Source organism: Aminobacterium sp. UBA4908 (assembly GCF_002398115.1).
GTDB classification, from domain to species: domain Bacteria; phylum Synergistota; class Synergistia; order Synergistales; family Aminobacteriaceae; genus Aminobacterium; species Aminobacterium mobile.
Window position 1 is genome coordinate 59,023 of record NZ_DHCG01000008.1, and the last position, 17,792, is coordinate 76,814.

The 17,792-nt window shown below is 43.5% G+C and carries 20 protein-coding genes; all 20 read right to left on the reverse strand.

The genetic code is table 11. The features are described from left to right. Window positions 1–7: 7 nt before the first annotated feature. Window positions 8–1,312 (reverse strand): dihydrolipoamide acetyltransferase family protein, encoded by a 1,305-nt coding sequence (locus B4J50_RS07830; protein ID WP_245587077.1) that lies wholly within the window; start codon window positions 1,310–1,312, stop codon window positions 8–10. Between the two features lie 18 nt (window positions 1,313–1,330). Next, a complete protein-coding gene (locus tag B4J50_RS07835) occupies window positions 1,331–2,629 on the reverse strand; it encodes a TRAP transporter large permease (protein ID WP_286954065.1) in 1,299 nt (432 codons plus the stop codon). A 13-nt stretch (window positions 2,630–2,642) separates the two neighbouring features. After that, complete coding sequence (locus B4J50_RS07840) at window positions 2,643–3,113, reverse strand: TRAP transporter small permease (protein ID WP_286847193.1); 471 nt, start codon at window positions 3,111–3,113, stop codon at window positions 2,643–2,645. Between the two features lie 99 nt (window positions 3,114–3,212). Continuing rightward, a complete protein-coding gene (locus B4J50_RS07845) occupies window positions 3,213–4,286 on the reverse strand; it encodes a DctP family TRAP transporter solute-binding subunit (protein ID WP_024821621.1) in 1,074 nt (357 codons plus the stop codon). Between the two features lie 136 nt (window positions 4,287–4,422). After that, a complete protein-coding gene (locus B4J50_RS07850) occupies window positions 4,423–4,887 on the reverse strand; it encodes a PPC domain-containing DNA-binding protein (RefSeq protein ID WP_024821620.1) in 465 nt (154 codons plus the stop codon). Between the two features lie 14 nt (window positions 4,888–4,901). Next, a complete protein-coding gene (locus B4J50_RS07855) occupies window positions 4,902–5,867 on the reverse strand; it encodes an alpha-ketoacid dehydrogenase subunit beta (protein WP_034326456.1) in 966 nt (321 codons plus the stop codon). A gap of 19 nt (window positions 5,868–5,886) precedes the next feature. Next, a complete protein-coding gene (locus B4J50_RS07860; RefSeq protein WP_051461089.1) occupies window positions 5,887–6,891 on the reverse strand; it encodes a thiamine pyrophosphate-dependent dehydrogenase E1 component subunit alpha in 1,005 nt (334 codons plus the stop codon). A 145-nt stretch (window positions 6,892–7,036) separates the two neighbouring features. Further along, on the reverse strand, window positions 7,037–7,666 hold the full coding sequence (locus B4J50_RS07865) for a GntR family transcriptional regulator (RefSeq protein ID WP_024821617.1): 630 nt from the start codon (window positions 7,664–7,666) through the stop codon (window positions 7,037–7,039). A gap of 172 nt (window positions 7,667–7,838) precedes the next feature. Then, window positions 7,839–8,288, reverse strand: coding sequence for a hypothetical protein (locus tag B4J50_RS07870; RefSeq protein ID WP_024821616.1), 450 nt, complete (start codon window positions 8,286–8,288; stop codon window positions 7,839–7,841). Window positions 8,289–8,315: 27 nt separating this feature from the next. Next, complete coding sequence (locus B4J50_RS07875; protein WP_286847197.1) at window positions 8,316–8,693, reverse strand: hypothetical protein; 378 nt, start codon at window positions 8,691–8,693, stop codon at window positions 8,316–8,318. Between the two features lie 100 nt (window positions 8,694–8,793). Further along, complete coding sequence (pyrE, locus tag B4J50_RS07880) at window positions 8,794–9,372, reverse strand: orotate phosphoribosyltransferase (protein WP_286847199.1); 579 nt, start codon at window positions 9,370–9,372, stop codon at window positions 8,794–8,796. Then, the gene (gene pyrF, locus B4J50_RS07885; protein WP_286847200.1) at window positions 9,357–10,076 is read right to left on the reverse strand and encodes an orotidine-5'-phosphate decarboxylase; all 720 of its coding nucleotides are present in this window, start codon (window positions 10,074–10,076) and stop codon (window positions 9,357–9,359) included. Before pyrF ends, pyrE begins: the two co-directional genes overlap by 16 nt. After that, window positions 10,077–11,012, reverse strand: coding sequence for a dihydroorotate dehydrogenase (locus B4J50_RS07890; protein ID WP_024821612.1), 936 nt, complete (start codon window positions 11,010–11,012; stop codon window positions 10,077–10,079). Beyond that, a complete protein-coding gene (locus tag B4J50_RS07895; RefSeq protein WP_024821611.1) occupies window positions 10,999–11,775 on the reverse strand; it encodes a hypothetical protein in 777 nt (258 codons plus the stop codon). The genes B4J50_RS07890 and B4J50_RS07895 overlap by 14 nt, the downstream gene beginning before the upstream one ends. Next, on the reverse strand, window positions 11,762–13,072 hold the full coding sequence (locus B4J50_RS07900; protein ID WP_286847204.1) for a dihydroorotase: 1,311 nt from the start codon (window positions 13,070–13,072) through the stop codon (window positions 11,762–11,764). Before B4J50_RS07900 ends, B4J50_RS07895 begins: the two co-directional genes overlap by 14 nt. Continuing rightward, window positions 13,069–13,998: an aspartate carbamoyltransferase catalytic subunit gene (locus B4J50_RS07905; RefSeq protein WP_024821609.1), complete on the reverse strand. Its 930-nt coding sequence runs from the start codon at window positions 13,996–13,998 to the stop codon at window positions 13,069–13,071. Before B4J50_RS07905 ends, B4J50_RS07900 begins: the two co-directional genes overlap by 4 nt. Next, window positions 13,998–14,555, reverse strand: coding sequence for a bifunctional pyr operon transcriptional regulator/uracil phosphoribosyltransferase PyrR (gene pyrR / locus B4J50_RS07910; RefSeq protein ID WP_024821608.1), 558 nt, complete (start codon window positions 14,553–14,555; stop codon window positions 13,998–14,000). Before pyrR ends, B4J50_RS07905 begins: the two co-directional genes overlap by 1 nt. A 207-nt stretch (window positions 14,556–14,762) precedes the next feature. Further along, window positions 14,763–15,971 (reverse strand): pyridoxal phosphate-dependent aminotransferase, encoded by a 1,209-nt coding sequence (locus B4J50_RS07915; RefSeq protein ID WP_286847208.1) that lies wholly within the window; start codon window positions 15,969–15,971, stop codon window positions 14,763–14,765. 73 nt (window positions 15,972–16,044) lie between these two features. After that, on the reverse strand, window positions 16,045–16,899 hold the full coding sequence (panB, locus tag B4J50_RS07920; RefSeq protein WP_024821606.1) for a 3-methyl-2-oxobutanoate hydroxymethyltransferase: 855 nt from the start codon (window positions 16,897–16,899) through the stop codon (window positions 16,045–16,047). 15 nt (window positions 16,900–16,914) lie between these two features. Then, entirely contained in the window at window positions 16,915–17,700 is a 786-nt protein-coding gene (locus tag B4J50_RS07925) for an IclR family transcriptional regulator (RefSeq protein WP_024821605.1), read from the reverse strand. Window positions 17,701–17,792: the final 92 nt, after the last annotated feature.

Genomic DNA, 17,792 nt, shown 5'->3' on the forward strand with positions numbered 1-17,792 from the left:
ATATTTCCTACAAAAGAAGCAAGTAGGGGTTCTCCGCTAATTCTTTTATTCGAGCTATAAACTTCGCGGCATCAGCCCCATCCACTAAACGGTGATCGGCAGATACAGATAAGGTAGAGATAGGAAGAATCTTAATTTCTCCACCAACGACCACTGTTTTTTCTACAATAGCATTTATGCCGAGAATACAAGCTTCTGGTGGATTAATAATGGGAGTAAAGTTATGTACACCAAACATCCCTAGATTGGTAATTGTAAAAGTTCCTCCTTGCATCTCCTCTAACTCAAGTCTATTTGATCGCGCTCGCTCCACAATATCGGCAGATTCCAGAGCTATTTGCAGAAGACTCTTATCTTGAACTGCCTTTATGTTGGGAACAACCAGTCCACCCTCCACGGCAACAGCCAAACCTATGTTCACATTTTCATGCAGAACAACTTCTTGCTCCTCTAAACTAGCATTTGTCATGGGGAACTCTAAAAGAGCCTGAGCACAAATTTTCATAAAGATATCATTAAAAGATATCTTTATTCCCCTCTTTTCTATTCCCTTATTCATTGTCTGCCTCATAGTTATGAGTTGGGAGAAATCCACATCCATGTTATAGGTCACACTAGGAATAGTCGTAGCGGAAAGAAGCATCCTCTCCCCTATAACTTTCCGCATATTTGTTAGAGGAATCCGTTTTCCTATCTGAGCCGAAGCAAGAGATTTTTGAGAGGAAAGCAGAGCAGCCGCTACATCCTCCTTCATGATACGACCCTCTTTGTCTATGGTAGCCAAATCCACTCCTAAATCTGAAGCCATCTTACAAGCTACAGGGGAGGCTTTAGCTCCACGAACCAGAGGAACTGCCTGGGAAAACGCCACCACATCTTTTTTTACAACACGCCCCTCCGGTCCTGTTCCTTTTATCTCTGATATATCAATTCCAAGATCACGAGCTGTTTTTTTTGCGAGGGGAGAAGCTTTTACTAATCGAGTAGACACAGAGGAAGATATATCCATACTATCGCGAGAGCCACTCTTTACTATATCTTTTTCTTCTAAAAGGGACGTGTAATCTTCCCCTACTTGTCCCACAACAGCCAGAGGTGTCCCCACTGGAACGTCTTCATGTACGTGCACGAGTATTTTTAGTAGAACTCCTTCTTCTGGTGATTCCACGTCAAAAGTCAGTTTATCGGTAGCAACAACAAAGAAAGGCTCCCCCTTCTTTATCGATTCCCCTTCTTTTTTCTTCCACTCCGCAATGCTTCCGCTATTCATAGTCAGCCCTAATTTAGGCATAGTAACCAGAGTAGCCATCATGACCCTCCTTATGGAACCTTAATATAGGCCAAACGCCTTTGGTAAAAAAGTAGATAGAGATGGGAAAAGCATTAAAACTAAAAGGGCAAGAATTGATGCAAAGATAAGAGGGAAAGCCGGCTTGCTAATCTGTTCCATAGTTAAATTACTAATATTTGCGCCCACGTAGAGATTGACTGCTACAGGAGGCGTTACTTGTCCAATAGCGAGATTTACTGTCATAATGACACCAAACCAAATAGGATCCCATCCAAAATGAGCCATTATAGGAACGAGAATAGGGAGGAAAACATAATATATAGAAATTGCATCGAGAATCATTCCTGCGAAAAGTAAAATCACATTTATCAATAGAAGGATAATAAAAGGGTTGTCTGAAAGGCCAAGCAAAAGAGCGGCTGCTTTATCGATAAGTCCCACAGTTGCTCCTACCCAGGAATATAACCCGGCACACGTTACAACAATCATGACCACCGCCGTAGATATCACAGTAGAAGAAAGAATTTCAAACATAATCTTAATAGTAATAGTCTTATATACAAAAACTCCCACAAAAAGACCATAAAAAACCGCCACAGCAGCAGCTTCTGTGGGCGTAAAAATTCCTCCGTAAATACCTCCAAGAATAATTATTGGAGTAAGTAGTCCCCAAAAAGACTCTTTAAAGGCTCGGATGAGAGCTACTTTGCCACCCCGCGGAGCCCCCCTATAACCATGTTTTTTACTGATAAAATACACAAATATCATCATAAAAATAGCCACAACAATTCCAGGGATAACCCCTGCGGCAAATAAAGCACTCACAGATGTTTCTGTCACAACGCCGTACACTATAAAAGCAATGCTCGGAGGAATAACAATCGCTAACCCAGATGCCACAGAAACCACTGCTGCTGCAAACGCCTTATCGTATCCTGCAATTGCCATTCCCGGGATAAGGATCAATCCAATAGCAGCTACTGTGGCAGGACCAGAGCCACTTACAGCTCCCCAGAACGTAGCCACACCCACCGTGGCTATTGCCAAACCGCCAGTAACCGATCCTACAAGTTCTTTAATGAGTCGGATAATTCTCTCGGCAATTCCCGCTTTTTCCATAATAATGCCAGCCAGAATAAAAAAAGGGATGGCTAACAAGGGGAATTTAGCAATACCAGCAAAGAAATTATAGGAAATCATTTGATGTCCTAGTCCCCAAAACCATGAAACCGCCAAAGCAGCCCCACCTAATGCAATAGCAATGGGGAAACGAAAAAGAAGAGGAATAACAAAAAGGATAAGAGACCATAAGGCAGGATCTTTCAAAATAGCATGCATACTCTAATCCCCCCTAATATTGGTGGTTTTTATAAGCTTCTAAGGTATACTGCGCCATTCGTATGATAATGAGCACTGAAAAAACTGGCGTTGCGATAGTATATATCCAAACTGGAATATCCAGAGATTCAGTAGTAACATTCAGGGCTATTTCATCAACAACTTCGATGTATCCTAAATAAGCCAAAATACCAAAAAAGAGCATTGTAGCCACAGAGGAACAAAGGAAGAAAAAGGCTCGTTTTTTCTCTGAAAACCGTTCATAAAAAAAGGTCATGCTCAGATTAGCCCCTTTTCTAAAAGCCAAAGACGTTCCGAGCATTACAAGCCATACAAAAAGATTAACTTCCAATTCTTCGGTAAATGAAAGAGAATATTTTATAAAATAGCGTGTTACAACATTAAGAAACGCAACGCTTACCATAATCATCAGCATTACAGACCCTACAACTTCTTCAAAGTGATCCCATATTTTTTTCAGCATAAGGCAAACAGTCCTTTCCTTTCTGAAAGAGTGGGAGGGTGAAAAAATCTCCCCTCCCATCTATTCTTCTAAGAAGAATCTTGAAGCTTTTTAAAACGCTTACTTCACAGAAGCCATGTCTTCCTCTGCAGCCTTTACAAGATCTTCTCCTATTTTGCTCTTCCAGGCATCGAAAACAGGTTGTGTTTTCTCTACAAAGGCTTTTACCTGATCAGCATTGAGGCGAACTATTTCCATTCCCAGGCCTTCAAGATGCTTGTAAGGCTCTGTTACTTCAGGCAACTCATTGATACTCTTGAGATATTCATAAGATTCCCCGTCATCAAGACCAACGCGTGACAAAGCTATCTGATATTTCGAAGCCTCTGCTACACATTCCAGAAGGAGCTTCTGATCTTCTGGACTAAAAGATTTCCAAATGTTGTTGTTTACAGCATACATAAGGGGATCTACTACATAGTGCCAATCGGTGAGATATTTATGGAATTCGTTGACTTTGTAGGGAAGAATAACTGAATTAATGGGGTTTTCTTGTCCATCCACAACACCTTGCTGGAATGCTGTTACAGCTTCTCCCCAGTTCATATTAATAGGGTTGGCCCCCAGGGCCTTGAAAATATCAAGGTACAGAGGGCTGCCTACAACACGAATTTTCATACTTGCCATATCTTCAGGCTTTACTATGGGACGAATGCCATTGGTCAGTTCTCGGAACCCATTTTCTCCCCACCCTAAGACTGTAACGCCTTTTTTCTCCAAAGCATCAGCTATCATCTTTCCTGACTCTCCAGCCTCCATGGCATCAAGAGCTTTATAAGGATTTGGTTGGCTGGAAATAAAGAAAGGAAGGGCAAAAAGATTTAGTTCTGTTGCTTGAGGAGACCAATTTATGGTGGAAGAAAGAGCAAAATCTGCAGCCCCATTTCGAACAATCATAAACTCAGATGTCTGTTTCCCCGCCATGAGTTGGGCTGAATAGTAGACTTTAACGTTTATCTTTCCGCCGGACTTTTCTGCCAATAACTCGGCAAACTTCCCAGCGCCCTTACCCCACGCACTTTGAGCGGCTACATTAACGCTCATTTTATACTCGTCTTTATACGCAGCAAGAGCTGGAACAGCAAGACCGCAAACAAGAACAACCAGGGTTAATAAAGCTACCAGTTTTCGCATTTATACGCCCTCCTGTTATAAAAGTTGTGATACGTTGTGTAGCAGAAAACACCTACTCTTAATTTTCCTCTCCCCTTTCACCCCCCCTGTAAACGCTACCAACCTTAAGCTGGAGAATATAGCCATCACTTATTTTCTATTGCGAAAAAAGCTTGAACAGAACAAACCCCGTCTCTTCATCAAAAGACCGAACCATACGGACCGTTTCAAAAACGCTAATCACCACTTCCATAGTGGCAAGGACCCTGTTTCTTCCAGAATCTACAAAATGTCCTGCATGAGGTCTCATATCTGAACCAGCAACAGAACCATGAAGATGAAGAGCCACTGTACCATCCTTATTTTTCCCAATAATACCCTGAGCCCCTATAAACTCGAGAGGTCCTGCTATATACAGAGGATCCAGATAACGAGCCTGCCCCTTCTCATCTTTTGCTACGCAAACCATCGTAGCTTCCTCAAGACTGCCTATCATGGAAGTAATAGCCCCTGACTCCACTTCCATTTTTTCGCACAAAGCTATCAACGATTGAAAAAAATCTTCACCAGGACCAAATCGCGCAACTACAATCCTCGAAAGAGCCGTCGATCCTGCCTTCACTACATCATCCTCCATCAAAATATTTGCTTGATAGCTTTATAAATTTTATCTGAAGTAACTCTGTAGGCTTGTTCTAACGGCCGAGCGAAGGGGATGGGTGTAAAAGGTGCTCCTATGCGAACAATAGGTGCATCAAGATAATCTAGGCCCTCCTCCGCTACTATGGCAGCTATTTCTCCTCCAACGCCCCCCTGTTTCACGGCTTCATGGGCAATAGCAAGACGACTTGTTTTGGCCACTGAGTTGAGAATCGTTTCTTTATCAATAGGAGAAATGGTTCGAAGGTCTATAAGCTCGACACTAATACCATCTTTCTCGAGTTTTTCAGCGGCCTGAGCTGCTAAATGCATAGTGTTGGAATAAGATATAAGAGTTAGATCTGTCCCCTTTTTTACTACCTTCGCTTTTCCTATAGGAGTAATGTACTCTTCTTCAGGAACGTCCCCTTTCATACTGAATAAAGCCTTATGTTCAAAATAAATTACAGGATTATCGTCACGAATGGCAGCTTTCAAAAGCCCTTTGGCATCGGCTGGGTTAGATGGGATTACCACTTTGAGCCCCGGAACATGCTGGAACCATGCCTCTATACTCTGAGAATGCTGAGCTGCAGCCTGATTAATCAAGCCATCAGGAGCCCGGAGAACCATGGGCATTGTTTTCTGGCCTCCAAACATATAATGAATTTTTGCCATCTGGTTATATATTTCATCCATACATACGCCCATAAAATCGGCGAAATGCATATCAGCTACAGGACGCATTCCTGCCAGAGCCGCTCCCACAGCTGCTCCCACTATGGCTGTTTCAGAAATAGGCGTATCGATAACTCGCTCCTTGCCAAACTTGTTGGGAAGCCCTTTAAATTGACCAAAAATTCCTCCCTGACGGGCAATATCTTCTCCCATAACAAAGACCCTCTCGTCGCGGGTCATTTCTTCATCCATTGCTTCCAGAGTTGCCTGAGAAAATGTGAGCATTTTCACTGTCTTCACCGCCTTATACGTAAAGATCTTCAAAAAGCTCTGATGGATCAGGTTCAGAAGCATTTTGGGCAAAAAGAATTGCCTCGGCAATGGACTGCTCCACAGACTCTTCAATTGACTCTAATTCCTCTAAAGACATTGATCCAGACTTTGTAACCCTCTCCATAAAACGAGGGATCGGATCAGTCTCATCAAAAACCTTCTGTACTTCCTCTTTTGTACGATATTTTTCTGGATCCCCTACAAAGTGCCCTTTAATTCGATACGTTTTTGCTTCTAAAAGTGAAGGGCCTTCACCGCTCCTAGCCCGCTCTACCAACTCTCTGGCAGCCTCATACACAGCAAATACATCATTCCCATCTACAATAACGCCAGGCATAGAGTACCCTTGAGCACGATCTGCAATGTCTTCCACAGACGTAGTAGTGCGGTAAGGAGTTGTTGAGGCCCATTGGTTGTTTTCACACACAAAAATAACCGGGAGCTTCCAAGCTGCTGCCATATTCGCAGCTTCATGAAAAGTCCCCCGGTTCGAAGCTCCATCACCGAAAAAAACAACGGAAACACCCTGGGTTTTCTGCATTTTTTGCGCCAGCGCTGCTCCTGTAGCAAGGGCAAAGCCTCCGCCAACAACTCCATTAGCTCCCAACATCCCTACGCTAAAATCAGCTATATGCATAGAACCTCCCTTACCTTTGCAATAGCCAGCTTTTTTTCCAAAAATCTCTGCCATCATTTGCTTGAGCTGAGCACCCTTCGCTATAGTATGACCATGTCCCCTATGGGTACTCTGGATATAATCGCTTTTACGAAGATTTGCCATAACACCTGCAGCTACAGCCTCTTCCCCAATATACAAATGGACAAAACCAGGAATTTCTCCTGCAAAGAAGAACTCCTCGACTTTCTCTTCAAAGTGCCGAATTTTTACCATGGTTTCATAAAAAAAACGAAGAGTGTCTCGGTCAAATTCTTCAATGGGAATTGATGGTTCTTTTCGAACCGCTTTGGCACACATATCAAGCCCTCCCCTAATATTGATAAATTAAATTGATTCTTTATTTTTAAAAAAATATAAGAATCATTACAAAAATTATTATTTAAATATCAATGTATACATAAAATCCGTATATAAACCCGCATGGCTTCCTTTGTCAGGTTCATTAAGAGAGAAGATTTTTCTTCCCAGTAACCATATGAATATGCATGGCTTCTGCTGCTGCATCCCCATTATTATTCCGCAAAGCTTGCACAATATCACAATGTTGTTGATAAGACCGTTCTACTGTCCCCGGTCCCTTTAAAACATTTACACCTACTGAGAAAAAACGATCTTGAACTCGTTGTGAAGTGGAAATAATGAGAGAGTTGGCATAAACAGATATGAAATAATCATGAAATGCTCGATCATATACCAAGTATTCAGCCACATTATTCCTATCCATGGCTTCTTTTTGAAGGGTTAAATTCCGATCTATTTCCTGGAAATGATCTTTTTTTAGGAAAGGGAGTACGTTTCTGATAACAAATTCCTCTATGGCCATTCGCAAGTCTAATATTTCATTTGCTTCTAGGAGGGTTATATCTCGCAGGACAATGCCTCGATTCGGAAATATCTCTATATACCCCTCCATTTGAAGTCGCTGAAGAGCTTCTCGTATAGGAGTTCGGCTCATATGTAACATTTTGGCCAAAGAGTTTTCAGAGATGTCATGATTCTGAATATACTCTTTATCAAGAAGTAACTTTCTTATTTTTTCGTAAGCCACATCTTTTTTTCGTTGCCCGAGCATGGGAACGCCCCCTAGAATGAGGTTAGTCTGTAGCTTGCATACAAGTAACATACAACTTGTACACTAAAAAATGTACAACGACCATTCACCTTATGTCAAGCGCCCCATGCCCTTTAATTCTAAAGTCTAAAGAATAGACATTTAAGCAGTTTAAACAAGACAAAAACAAGTTTTAACGATTGTGGATCATATTGTTAAGTTTCAACCCAATTTTCAAGAAAGAAATCTCTTTCTCCTTAAAGATTTCCATATCTTCCTTATATTGAACTCGAGAATATTCCTTTGCTCCACAGCTCCGCTCATAAAGTCGCTGAGAGATCTCTTTTAAGAAAAAGACAGCCTCCATCATTCCAGAGATATACGCCCTCTGGAGTATGAGAAACTGGCCATCGATAGTTTTATTATCAGGTCGAAGTTCTCGTATTTTTTCTCGAACTTCAGCAAGCTGGCGACAAATATCCCCTAATCTCCCACACGTTTCTTTATAATCTACTGGGCAAAAAATGCCAGGAATAGGAATGACTTTTCGAAGAGAGGGCTTAAAAAGGTCTTCCTGTATTTCCATATACTCTTGCAATAATTTATGAGTACATTGAGCTATAGAAAGAGTCTCTGTCTCCATAAAAGAGCATCTCCTCTCCATTACTGTTTACGGGGTTATTAATAAATCCAGTTCTTTCTTCAAATCTGAAAAATTCTGTCTCAGTTCCTTTAAGATTTCTTCTCCTGCTGCAGGGGTAAGTTTAAGACGGCTTGCACGTAGTCTTTCTCTTTTTTCTTTAAGATCTTCTATAACAGACTTTACAATAGCTTTAGACTCGCTATCGAGGCTCCCCATATTTGCTTCTCCCGCAGCAATAACTTCTTCTGCGAGAAGAAGAGTCCGATCTACTTCCTCTACGAGACCTTCTGTGCCAGCAGGACCTTGGGGGAGAGGTTTCGTCGATAACGACGTTTCTTTAAAAATAACAAAACCTAGCACAACAATACAGGCGATAAAAGCTGTAGTGATATAAACTTTTTTCATTAGTTCCTCCTGCTACTCTAGATATTTATATTGTAGTATATATCCATAAAAACAAAAAAGGCCTCTTAAAAGAGGCCTCACAATATTTTGTCTTCACTTTCTATTTTCGGCTTCCCGGCTTTTGCCATGGAATTCCCTTCGCGCAATAAGGACACTCCTCCGGTCTATATACAGGGAAAGAGACATTCCAGAGAGAGAGCGGCTCGTGGGGTAATATATGTTTTCCACCACTTCTGTTAACTATACAAGCTGTAGCAAGCCACTGTGCCCCCCCGTTCAAGAGGAAATCTCCTACCTCCTGTACAGAACCACCAGTAGTGATTACATCTTCTACCACAAGCGCGCCTGCCTTTTCTGGGAACGGAAAACGTCGTAGTTTCATCTTTCCTTCTTCCCTTTCACAGAAAATGAAAGGAATATTGAGGGCACGAGCTACTTCATGACCAATAATAAGTCCTCCTAAAGCCGGTGCCACTACAATAGTGGGCTGTAGCTTTTCTGCAAGCCGCGCTATTTCCTGGGCTGCAAAAGCAGCGTATGCGGGGAATCTTAGTAAGAGAGCACACTGCAAATAATTAGAACTATGAAGGCCGGAAGAAAGAAGGAAATGTCCTTCTAAAAGCGCTCCACTATCTCGCATCATTTCTTGTATCCGTTCTTGCACTAATCCTCGCTGCATATTATTGCCCCCTCTATCTCCTTCAATATAGCACGTACCGCTTCTTGCCTATTTTCTGCCCGAAGAATGGGGCGGCCTACCACTAGATAATTGGCCCCGCTTAACACGGCTCCCCGTGGGGTTGCCGTACGAACCTGATCATCAGATCCTTTTGAAGGACGAATTCCTGGCACTACTTTTATAAGTTTTCGCCCTGAAGTTTTATTGATAAGAGGAAGATCCAGAGGAGAACAGACAAGGCCAGGGATACCAACTTCGGCACAGACTTCCGCCCGGGCCCGTAAAGCTTCCTGCAATGGACAACCCGGAGCTACTTCCTGCCACATTTCTTCATTCATGCTCGTCAGGACTGTTACGCCCAAGAGCAACATGGAACTGCCCACTCTATCTCGTCCTTCCAAAGCTTCTTCAAGCATGGCACGTCCTCCTGCGCTATGAAGAGTCAAAGCCCATATTCCTTCTCCAGCCAACGCTTCTACTCCCATCCGTACGCTATTGGGAATATCATGCATCTTCAGATCTAAGAATATTTTATATCCCATCTTCATGAGACTATGTAAAAATTGAAGCCCACCTTTGGCATAAAGTTGGTGCCCCACTTTTATACGATGTAGAACACTTTTGAGGGAAGAGGCTGTGTGTAGGCCTTCTTCAATAGTATCTACATCCAAAGCTAAGATCAGTCTATCACTAGGATTAACCATTTATACCTCTCCTTTCTCTCGCCGGGCTTGGCCACGGAGGTCCCGAAGATGCTCTATATTGCGATCATTTACATACTTCAACAATCCCTCACAAATCCGCCTTGGTGTTTCCGCATGAACAAACATAGACGTCCCTATCTCTACTGCGCTAGCGCCAGCAAGAATCATGGAAAGAGCATCTTGCCATGTAGTCACTCCTCCGCACCCCACGACTGGCAAGGAAACAGCCTCGCATACTTGCCACACAAGACGGAGAGCAAGAGGGAAAACAGCTGGCCCTGAAAAACCAGCAAAAACTCTTTCAAATACAGGACGGCACGCATTAACATCAATAGCCATGCCCAACCACGTATTAGCCACAACCAGACCATCAGCGCCAGCTTCCTCAGCAGCCTTAGCAACTGCTACTATATCAAGAGCCTGAGGGGTCAATTTAACTAACAGAGGACCGGGCCATGCTTTCCGAGCTGCAGCTACTGCTTGAAATGTAGATTCTGGGGATAACCCCCAAGCCATACCATCACCATCTACGTTGGGGCAAGAAATATTTAGTTCCACCCCACAAGTAATCTCTCTTTTAGCCGCCAAAGCATCAAGGGTTTTCTGGGTATCCCCTATGCTTTCCATAACAACATTTACAAAAAAAGGCATGCCTCCTTCTTGAATGGAAGGAAGATTATGAGCAAGAAAATCTTGCACCCCTGTGTTTTGGAGACCAATACTATTCAACATGCCACAGGAGGTTTCCCATACCCGAATTCCCTTATTGCCCCTGCGAGGTGAACAGCTAACTGCCTTTGTGCAGAGAGCTCCTACGCCAGGGAGATTACCCCTCCGCCAGAGTTGAGGGTCATAGGGCCACACTCCTGAAGCTATGATTACAGGTGTTTCCAAAAGAACACCCGCTATTTCCTCCGATAATTTATGCCATGTCATTCCATTGAACCTCGCTTGCCAAGAAAAATGGACCATCCACACAAACCCTTTTGGGCCCCATAGATGTATCTATAACGCAGCCTAGACATCCGCCTATACCACAAGCCATTTTCATATCGAGACTTACCCGTATCTGATGTTTTTGGTCGGGATACTTAAATGCAAGAGCTTTTAGCATGGGGAGTGGACCACACGCCCAAATTTCCATACATTCGTTTAGAGCATCTGGCAACGCAGCCAAAGCTGTGCCATGAATACCTAAAGTCCCATCATCGGAACAAACAGTCATTCGAGAAACTTTTTCCCGAGTATAACGAACGAAGCCTTCCCAGCCTTTCCCTGGAACGCCTAAAACAAAATCACTCCGAGAACAAAGAGAGAAGTTTTGAAAAGCAAAGAGGAGAGGAGCCGCTCCAAGAGTTCCTGCAACAAGAAGGATATGCTTATTCTGCGAAGGCCGCGATAAATAACCATTCCCGATTGGTCCGCGAAGGTTCATCTTTGATCCTGGAGGCAAAGAAGCGAAAAGAGAGGTAAACTTTCCTACAATCTGGAATAGTAATGTGATTGTCTCTCCATTTACTGCCGCTACAGCTAGGGGTCGACCTAACAGGGGGTCTAAAACTCCCTGTTGCCTCACCATTATAAATTGCCCCGGCCTCGCCGCAGAAGCCACCGATGGGCAATGGATGGTGGCTTCTGCAACTTCAGAAGAAAGTTGATGGATTTTTAAAATTACCCCGTTATGATCAATCCGATCCATGACTACGACCTTTATGCCATACCCGGCCCTCTAGAATGGTCATTACAGGCCAACCAGTCAGAACCTCTCCATCCCAAGGGGTCAGACGAGCCTTACTGTTCCAAGTATTCACGTCCACTACTTTCGACTCTTCAAGATCCAGAACAGTCAAATCTGCAACAGCTCCTTCTTTAAGAATGCCCAACTTTCTCCATTCTGCAGGGAGGATAGATGCCGGTCCCGAGGTAAAGAGCTGTAAAAGTCGATTTAAAGCAACAGGTTGTCCCATTTTAATCCATGTATCAAGAACAACTGCTACTGCACACTCTAAAGAAGCGATACCAAAAGATGCTTCTTGAAAAGGAAGGTCTTTTTCATTAAGGTGCCATGGTGCATGATCTGTTGCGATAGCATCTACAGTTCCGTCGGCAATGGCTTCCCAAGCTGCTTTTACATCTTCTCGGCTCCTGAGAGGAGGATTGACTTTATAAACAGAGTGGTAACGACTGATAATGACGTTATTTTCGTCTAAAGATACGTGGTGAGGTGTAACATCGCAGGTAACAGGAAGCCCCTCCTTTTTAGCACTGGCAATAGCTTTGAAAGAAAGTGCCGTGCTCACATGGGTAAAATGGATAGGTGCTCCTGTCTCTCGTGATAAAGCTATTCCTCTCTCTATGTCAATATATTCAGCAGAATGGGGGAAACCTTTTAAACCACTAACCGCCGACACTCGCCCTTCGTTCACTTGCCCTTTCTCTGTAAGGGACGGATCCTCTGGATGTTCCATTATCACGGCCCCTACATCTCGGCTATATAAAAGAGCTGTTCGAAGAAGCTTAGAGGTTCGAACGGGGGCACCGTCATCTGTGAAAAGAACGGCTCCGGCCTCTCGCAGGAGCCCCATTTCAGCCATAATTTCTCCCTTTCTGCCATGGCTCACACAAGCGCTGGGTAAAACCCTGGCAGCTCCAGCCTGTCTCCCTTTTTCTGCAACGTAAGTCACAAGAGAAGGAATATCTATTGCCGGATCGGTATTAGGCATAGCCACAACTGTTGTATATCCACCAGACGCTGCAGCTTGAGCACCACTTATAATGTCTTCTCGCCACTCAAAACCTGGGTCTCTAAAATGGGCGTGGAGGTCAATAAACCCTGGACAAAGAACTTTGCCTTGAAGATCTATAACTTCTATGCTATCCTTACATTCAATGGAAGGAGCTATTTTCTTTACCATCCCACCTTCCACCAAGACATCCATTGGTTCCTCACTCAATTCTTTCCCATCAAAAAGCTGAGCGTTTTTTAAAAGAATCAATTACGAGCACCTCCCAAGCAAAGGTAAAGTAATGCCATTCGTACAGCTACTCCGCTTCTTACCTGTTTTAAAATAACGCTGTTCTCTCCATCGGCAACGGAAGAAGCAATTTCTACCTCTCTATTGATGGGACCTGGGTGCATCACTATAGCCTCAGGTTTTGCCAGAGAGACGCGTGTCTCCGTAGCTCCATACCGTCTATGATATTCGTCTATGGAAGGGATAAGCCCTTCCTCTTGGCGCTCTTTTTGTATTCTGAGAAGATACACCATATCTGAACCAGCAATAGCTTTGCGGGGATCAGGCTCATAGTCGACCCCTAAATCCTGATAAAAAAGAGGCATGAGAGTCCGCGGCCCTGAAAGGACTACATGTACTCCCATTTTCCCAAAGGCCTGGATATCACTTCGTGCTACTCGGCTGTGTAAAACATCACCTACAATGGTCATCTTTCGTCCTTCAAGCTTACCGAAACGCTGTCTCGCTGCATGGAGATCGAGAAGGGCCTGGGTCGGATGACCATTTGTGCCATCTCCAGCATTAAAAACCGATGCTTTCCTTAGTTTTCGTGATAAGTAGTCTGCAGCACCTACAGCAGAGTGGCGCATTACAACAGCATCGGCTCCCATAGCTTCCAGTGTCCAAGCTGTATCTCTCATTGTCTCGCCTTTGCTTACACTTGAACCAGATGCCGACCAGTTCACAACATCTGCTGAAAGCATCTTTTCGGCCAGTTCAAAAGAAACTCTCGTCCGTGTAGAGTTTTCAAAAAAGAAGTTTACGATCAGCTTGCCACGCAATGCTGGGACCTTCTTTATCGGTCGATTCATAAGTTCTTCCATATAATCTGCCTGTTCAAGAAAGAACTCCAGCTCTTCTCTGCTCCAATCTTCCAGAGAGATGAGATGCTGATGTCTCCACTGCATCACTCCATTCCCCCATTTCTTTCACAAATCATTACTTTATCTTCTCCATCTAATTCTTTGACTCGCACTTCTACTGTCTCGTTTTTAGAGGTAGGCACAGAACGTCCGACATAATCTGCCTGGATAGGGAGTTCTCTATGTCCGCGATCTACAAGGATAACAAGCTGTACCCGATCCGGACGTCCGAGATCCATAAGAGCATCCAAAGCCGCTCGAATGGTTCGGCCAGTGTAAAGGACGTCATCAACAAGTACTAATTTTTTCCCGGCAATATCTACTGGAATAGAAGTACTATGAACAACAGGCTGCTCTTGCAATGTTGTAATGTCATCTCTATAAAGGGTAATATCCAACTCCCCTGCAGGGACCTTAATGCCCTCGGTCTCCTTCAATATGGACCGCAGCCTTCCGGCAAGATACACTCCCCGACGCTGAATTCCCAGAAGCACGACATCTTCAAGACCTTTATTCCGTTCTACTATTTCTACGGCAATCCGACGAAGAATACGCTCCATATCTTCTTCCGTCATAACCACTGCTTTCTCGATAAGAGCCATACCCATCCTCCTCTACATTCCAATTCGAAAAAAAGGCCATAAACCGCTATTTTTTACGGTTTATGGCCTCGTTATTCCTTACTGTATTCTTTCTACAAAAAAATCTTCCGTTTTTTCCCGCCATCTCTCCAAACCTCCCTCATTTTCCTGAGAGGAGTGTAGCAGGAAAATATGATTAATGCAAGCGGTTGCATAAAACTTTTTTCGTTACGCTTTTATAGCTTCTATACGTCCTGGATAGACTTCAAGACCCTCTTTTAACACATCCATCGCTCGAACCAATTCCTTTTCTTCAAGTACATAGGCAAGACGGATCTCATCTTGTCCCAGGCCCGGTGTAGCATAAAACCCTTCCCCAGGAGCTGCCATAACTGTTTCTCCATTGCCATCAAAATTTTTTAGCATCCAGATAATAAATTTTTCTGCATCATCCACCGGCAACTTAACCATCATATAAAAAGCGCCCTTGGGCTTTTCGCAAATAACCCCTGGCATACACTTTAGGGCTTGATACATAATATCTCTTCGTTTCTGATATTCCCTGTTGACCTCTTGAAGATATGAAGGCGACGTTCCATATAGAGCAACAGCTCCCACCTGATCTATAGTAGGCGCACTCGTCCGACTCTGACACAATTTTACTATCTGTCCCATAAGGTCCTTGTTCTTGCTCACTATACATCCTATACGGGCACCACAAGCACTGTATCGCTTAGAAACAGAGTCCATAATGAGAACTCGATCTTCTACATCCTCTAGATTTCCAAAACTCACATATTGAAGACCATCATAAACAAATTCCCGATATACTTCGTCGGCAACAATATAAAAATCATGTTTAAGGGCCAAATGCCCTATACGCTCCATATCCTCTCTTGAATAGACCATACCTGTCGGATTGCCTGGATGGCACATTACGATGGCCCGCGTACGGGGGGTAATTTTCTTCTCTATAGTCTCTGTCGGAGGGAGCCGGAACCCCTCTTCGGCTTTAGTTGTAATAGGAACAATTCGAGCGCTGACCCACTCAGCAAAAGGATTATAGTTTGCGTAAAAAGGTTCTGGAATAAGGATCTCATCACCAGGATCGCAAAGAGCTGTAAATGCGAAGACTATAGCCTCGCTGGCCCCAGCTGTAATGAGAATATTTCCTTTCTCAAGATCTATGTGATAGTCCTTGTAGTACTCTATAATCGCTTCGATCAGTTTGGGATTCCCCTCGGAGGGGCCATAAGCCAATACATCCTCATCAAAATGGCGTATGGCTTCAAAGAAAGAGGGAGGAGTTTTTATATCAGGCTGTCCAATATTTAAATGATATACTTTTTTCCCTCGCGCTTTCGCTTCAAGCCCGTAGGGAGCTAATTTACGAATGGGGGAAGCTTGCATAGCATAGATACGTTCAGAGAATCTCATACGTCTACTCCTTTCAACTTTTAAAAAAAGGCGGCCCAGAGGACCGCCTTGCTTTTGTTGTTGTGTACAAAAACTATTCAAACTCTTTAAGCATGGCTTCAAATTCTTCTTCTTTCCCAGGCAGAATATGATATACATGATCATCTGTAGGAAATTGTCCCGTCTTCACATCTTCAACATATTCTTTAAAAGCTCGAATCTCTTCTGCTGCAAGGTTAGCATATTTTTTAACAAATTTGGGGGTAAAAGCCTCAAATAATCCTAACATATCCCCACAAATCAGTAGTTGGCCATCGCAAGGAATTCCTGCTCCTATAGAATATACTGGTATCTCAAGTCTTTTAGCTATAAATTCTGTCAACTCTGGAGGAACTGCCTCAAGTAGCAATGCATAGGCACCCGCCTCTTGAATAGCCAAAGCATCTTTTATGAGCTCTCGAGCACTCTCCGGATCTCTCCCCTGTGCTTTAAATCCGCCAAGCTGTCCAGAACTTTGAGGTGTGAGTCCAATGTGCCCCATTACAAGGATACCCGCGTCAGCGATAGATCGGATACGGCTGATCACTCTCCGCCCGCCTTCCAACTTTACGGCATCCATATCTGCCTCTTTTAAGAATCGACCAGCATTGAGGACAGCGTTTTCATCGGAAATCTGGTACGACATAAAGGGCATATCTCCTACACAGAAAGTATGAGGAGCTCCCCTGCGTACCGCTTGACAATGACGGATGCAGTCTTCCATAGTGACAGGGATAGTACCTTCATAGCCTAGTACCACCATCCCAAGAGAATCCCCTACAAGAATCATATCCATGCCAGCTTGTTCTACAAAAGATGCGGTAGGAAAGTCATAAGCCGTAACCCACGCTACTTTCTCTCCATTCTGCTTCATTTTTACAAAATCCAAACGTCCTTTCTTCTTTGCCATAAAACTCGCCTCCTCCTATAATGAATCAGCGCCTGTAAAACCCAGTCGCCTCGACACCTCCAAAGAGGCTCTCTGCAAAGCCTGTATCAATTCCTCTGTACGAGAGGAGGTAAAAGATACAGCCAACGCCGAAGAGCTTAATGCAGCAATAATATGACCTCTATCATTTCGGATTGGGAGCCCCACACAACAGAGACCTTTCTCCAGTTCCTGATTGTCCTGCGCCCAACCACAATCCCGAACTCGCCGCAATTCTTCAAAAAGGACCTTTTTAGTTGTAATAGTTTTAGCTGTATAGGGAAAAAGAGGAAAAGAGTACATTTCTTCGATAAAAATATTAGGAAGTTCTGACAATAGCACTTTTCCAGCGGCAGTGCAGTAAAGAGGAATTCTTTTCCCCACATGGGAGTAATGGATATGTTGCCCTTCCGGTTCCACCTTTTCAATGTAAATACCCTCGTTCCCATCCCGGATAACGAGATGAACCGTGATTCTCAATTCATTGGCTATACGTTGCATAAAAGGTTCTGCACAATGACGAACATCTAGCGATTGACGAACTATGTTACCTAGCTCAAAAAGCCTTAGCCCTGGAATAAATGTTCCTGGACTTCTTCCTTCCTCGATAAAACCATAGTCTACAAATACTCTCAAAAAGCGATGAACAGTGGATTTGGGAATAGACGACAAAGAGGCAATCTCAGTTGCTGTTAAAGAGGGACGGTCAAAAGAAAAACATTGAAGAATAGTAAGAGCACGTTCTAACGTCTTCATCGAAGAAGAGGCTTTTGTCTTTTTCAAGGACAACACCTCTTTTTAGATTCTCATAATATGATATGCCCTTCTCATATTGTAATATTATAGTGTTTTTCAAAAAATATTTCAATAATAAA

Bases quoted from the DNA above. Each gene is read 5' to 3' on its own strand.
- B4J50_RS07830 (WP_245587077.1), bottom strand. From the start codon at position 1,312: ATGATGGCTACTCTGGTTACTATGCCTAAATTAGGGCTGACTATGAAT.
- B4J50_RS07835 (WP_286954065.1), bottom strand. From the start codon at position 2,629: ATGCATGCTATTTTGAAAGATCCTGCCTTATGGTCTCTTATCCTTTTT.
- B4J50_RS07840 (WP_286847193.1), bottom strand. From the start codon at position 3,113: ATGCTGAAAAAAATATGGGATCACTTTGAAGAAGTTGTAGGGTCTGTA.
- B4J50_RS07845 (WP_024821621.1), bottom strand. From the start codon at position 4,286: ATGCGAAAACTGGTAGCTTTATTAACCCTGGTTGTTCTTGTTTGCGGT.
- B4J50_RS07855 (WP_034326456.1), bottom strand. From the start codon at position 5,867: ATGCTCACATTTTCTCAGGCAACTCTGGAAGCAATGGATGAAGAAATG.
- B4J50_RS07860 (WP_051461089.1), bottom strand. From the start codon at position 6,891: ATGTGTGCCAAAGCGGTTCGAAAAGAACCATCAATTCCCATTGAAGAA.
- B4J50_RS07865 (WP_024821617.1), bottom strand. From the start codon at position 7,666: ATGCTCGGGCAACGAAAAAAAGATGTGGCTTACGAAAAAATAAGAAAG.
- B4J50_RS07870 (WP_024821616.1), bottom strand. From the start codon at position 8,288: ATGGAGACAGAGACTCTTTCTATAGCTCAATGTACTCATAAATTATTG.
- B4J50_RS07875 (WP_286847197.1), bottom strand. From the start codon at position 8,693: ATGAAAAAAGTTTATATCACTACAGCTTTTATCGCCTGTATTGTTGTG.
- pyrE (WP_286847199.1), bottom strand. From the start codon at position 9,372: ATGCAGCGAGGATTAGTGCAAGAACGGATACAAGAAATGATGCGAGAT.
- pyrF (WP_286847200.1), bottom strand. From the start codon at position 10,076: ATGGTTAATCCTAGTGATAGACTGATCTTAGCTTTGGATGTAGATACT.
- B4J50_RS07890 (WP_024821612.1), bottom strand. From the start codon at position 11,012: ATGACATGGCATAAATTATCGGAGGAAATAGCGGGTGTTCTTTTGGAA.
- B4J50_RS07895 (WP_024821611.1), bottom strand. From the start codon at position 11,775: ATGGATCGGATTGATCATAACGGGGTAATTTTAAAAATCCATCAACTT.
- B4J50_RS07905 (WP_024821609.1), bottom strand. From the start codon at position 13,998: ATGCAGTGGAGACATCAGCATCTCATCTCTCTGGAAGATTGGAGCAGA.
- pyrR (WP_024821608.1), bottom strand. From the start codon at position 14,555: ATGGCTCTTATCGAGAAAGCAGTGGTTATGACGGAAGAAGATATGGAG.
- B4J50_RS07915 (WP_286847208.1), bottom strand. From the start codon at position 15,971: ATGAGATTCTCTGAACGTATCTATGCTATGCAAGCTTCCCCCATTCGT.
- panB (WP_024821606.1), bottom strand. From the start codon at position 16,899: ATGGCAAAGAAGAAAGGACGTTTGGATTTTGTAAAAATGAAGCAGAAT.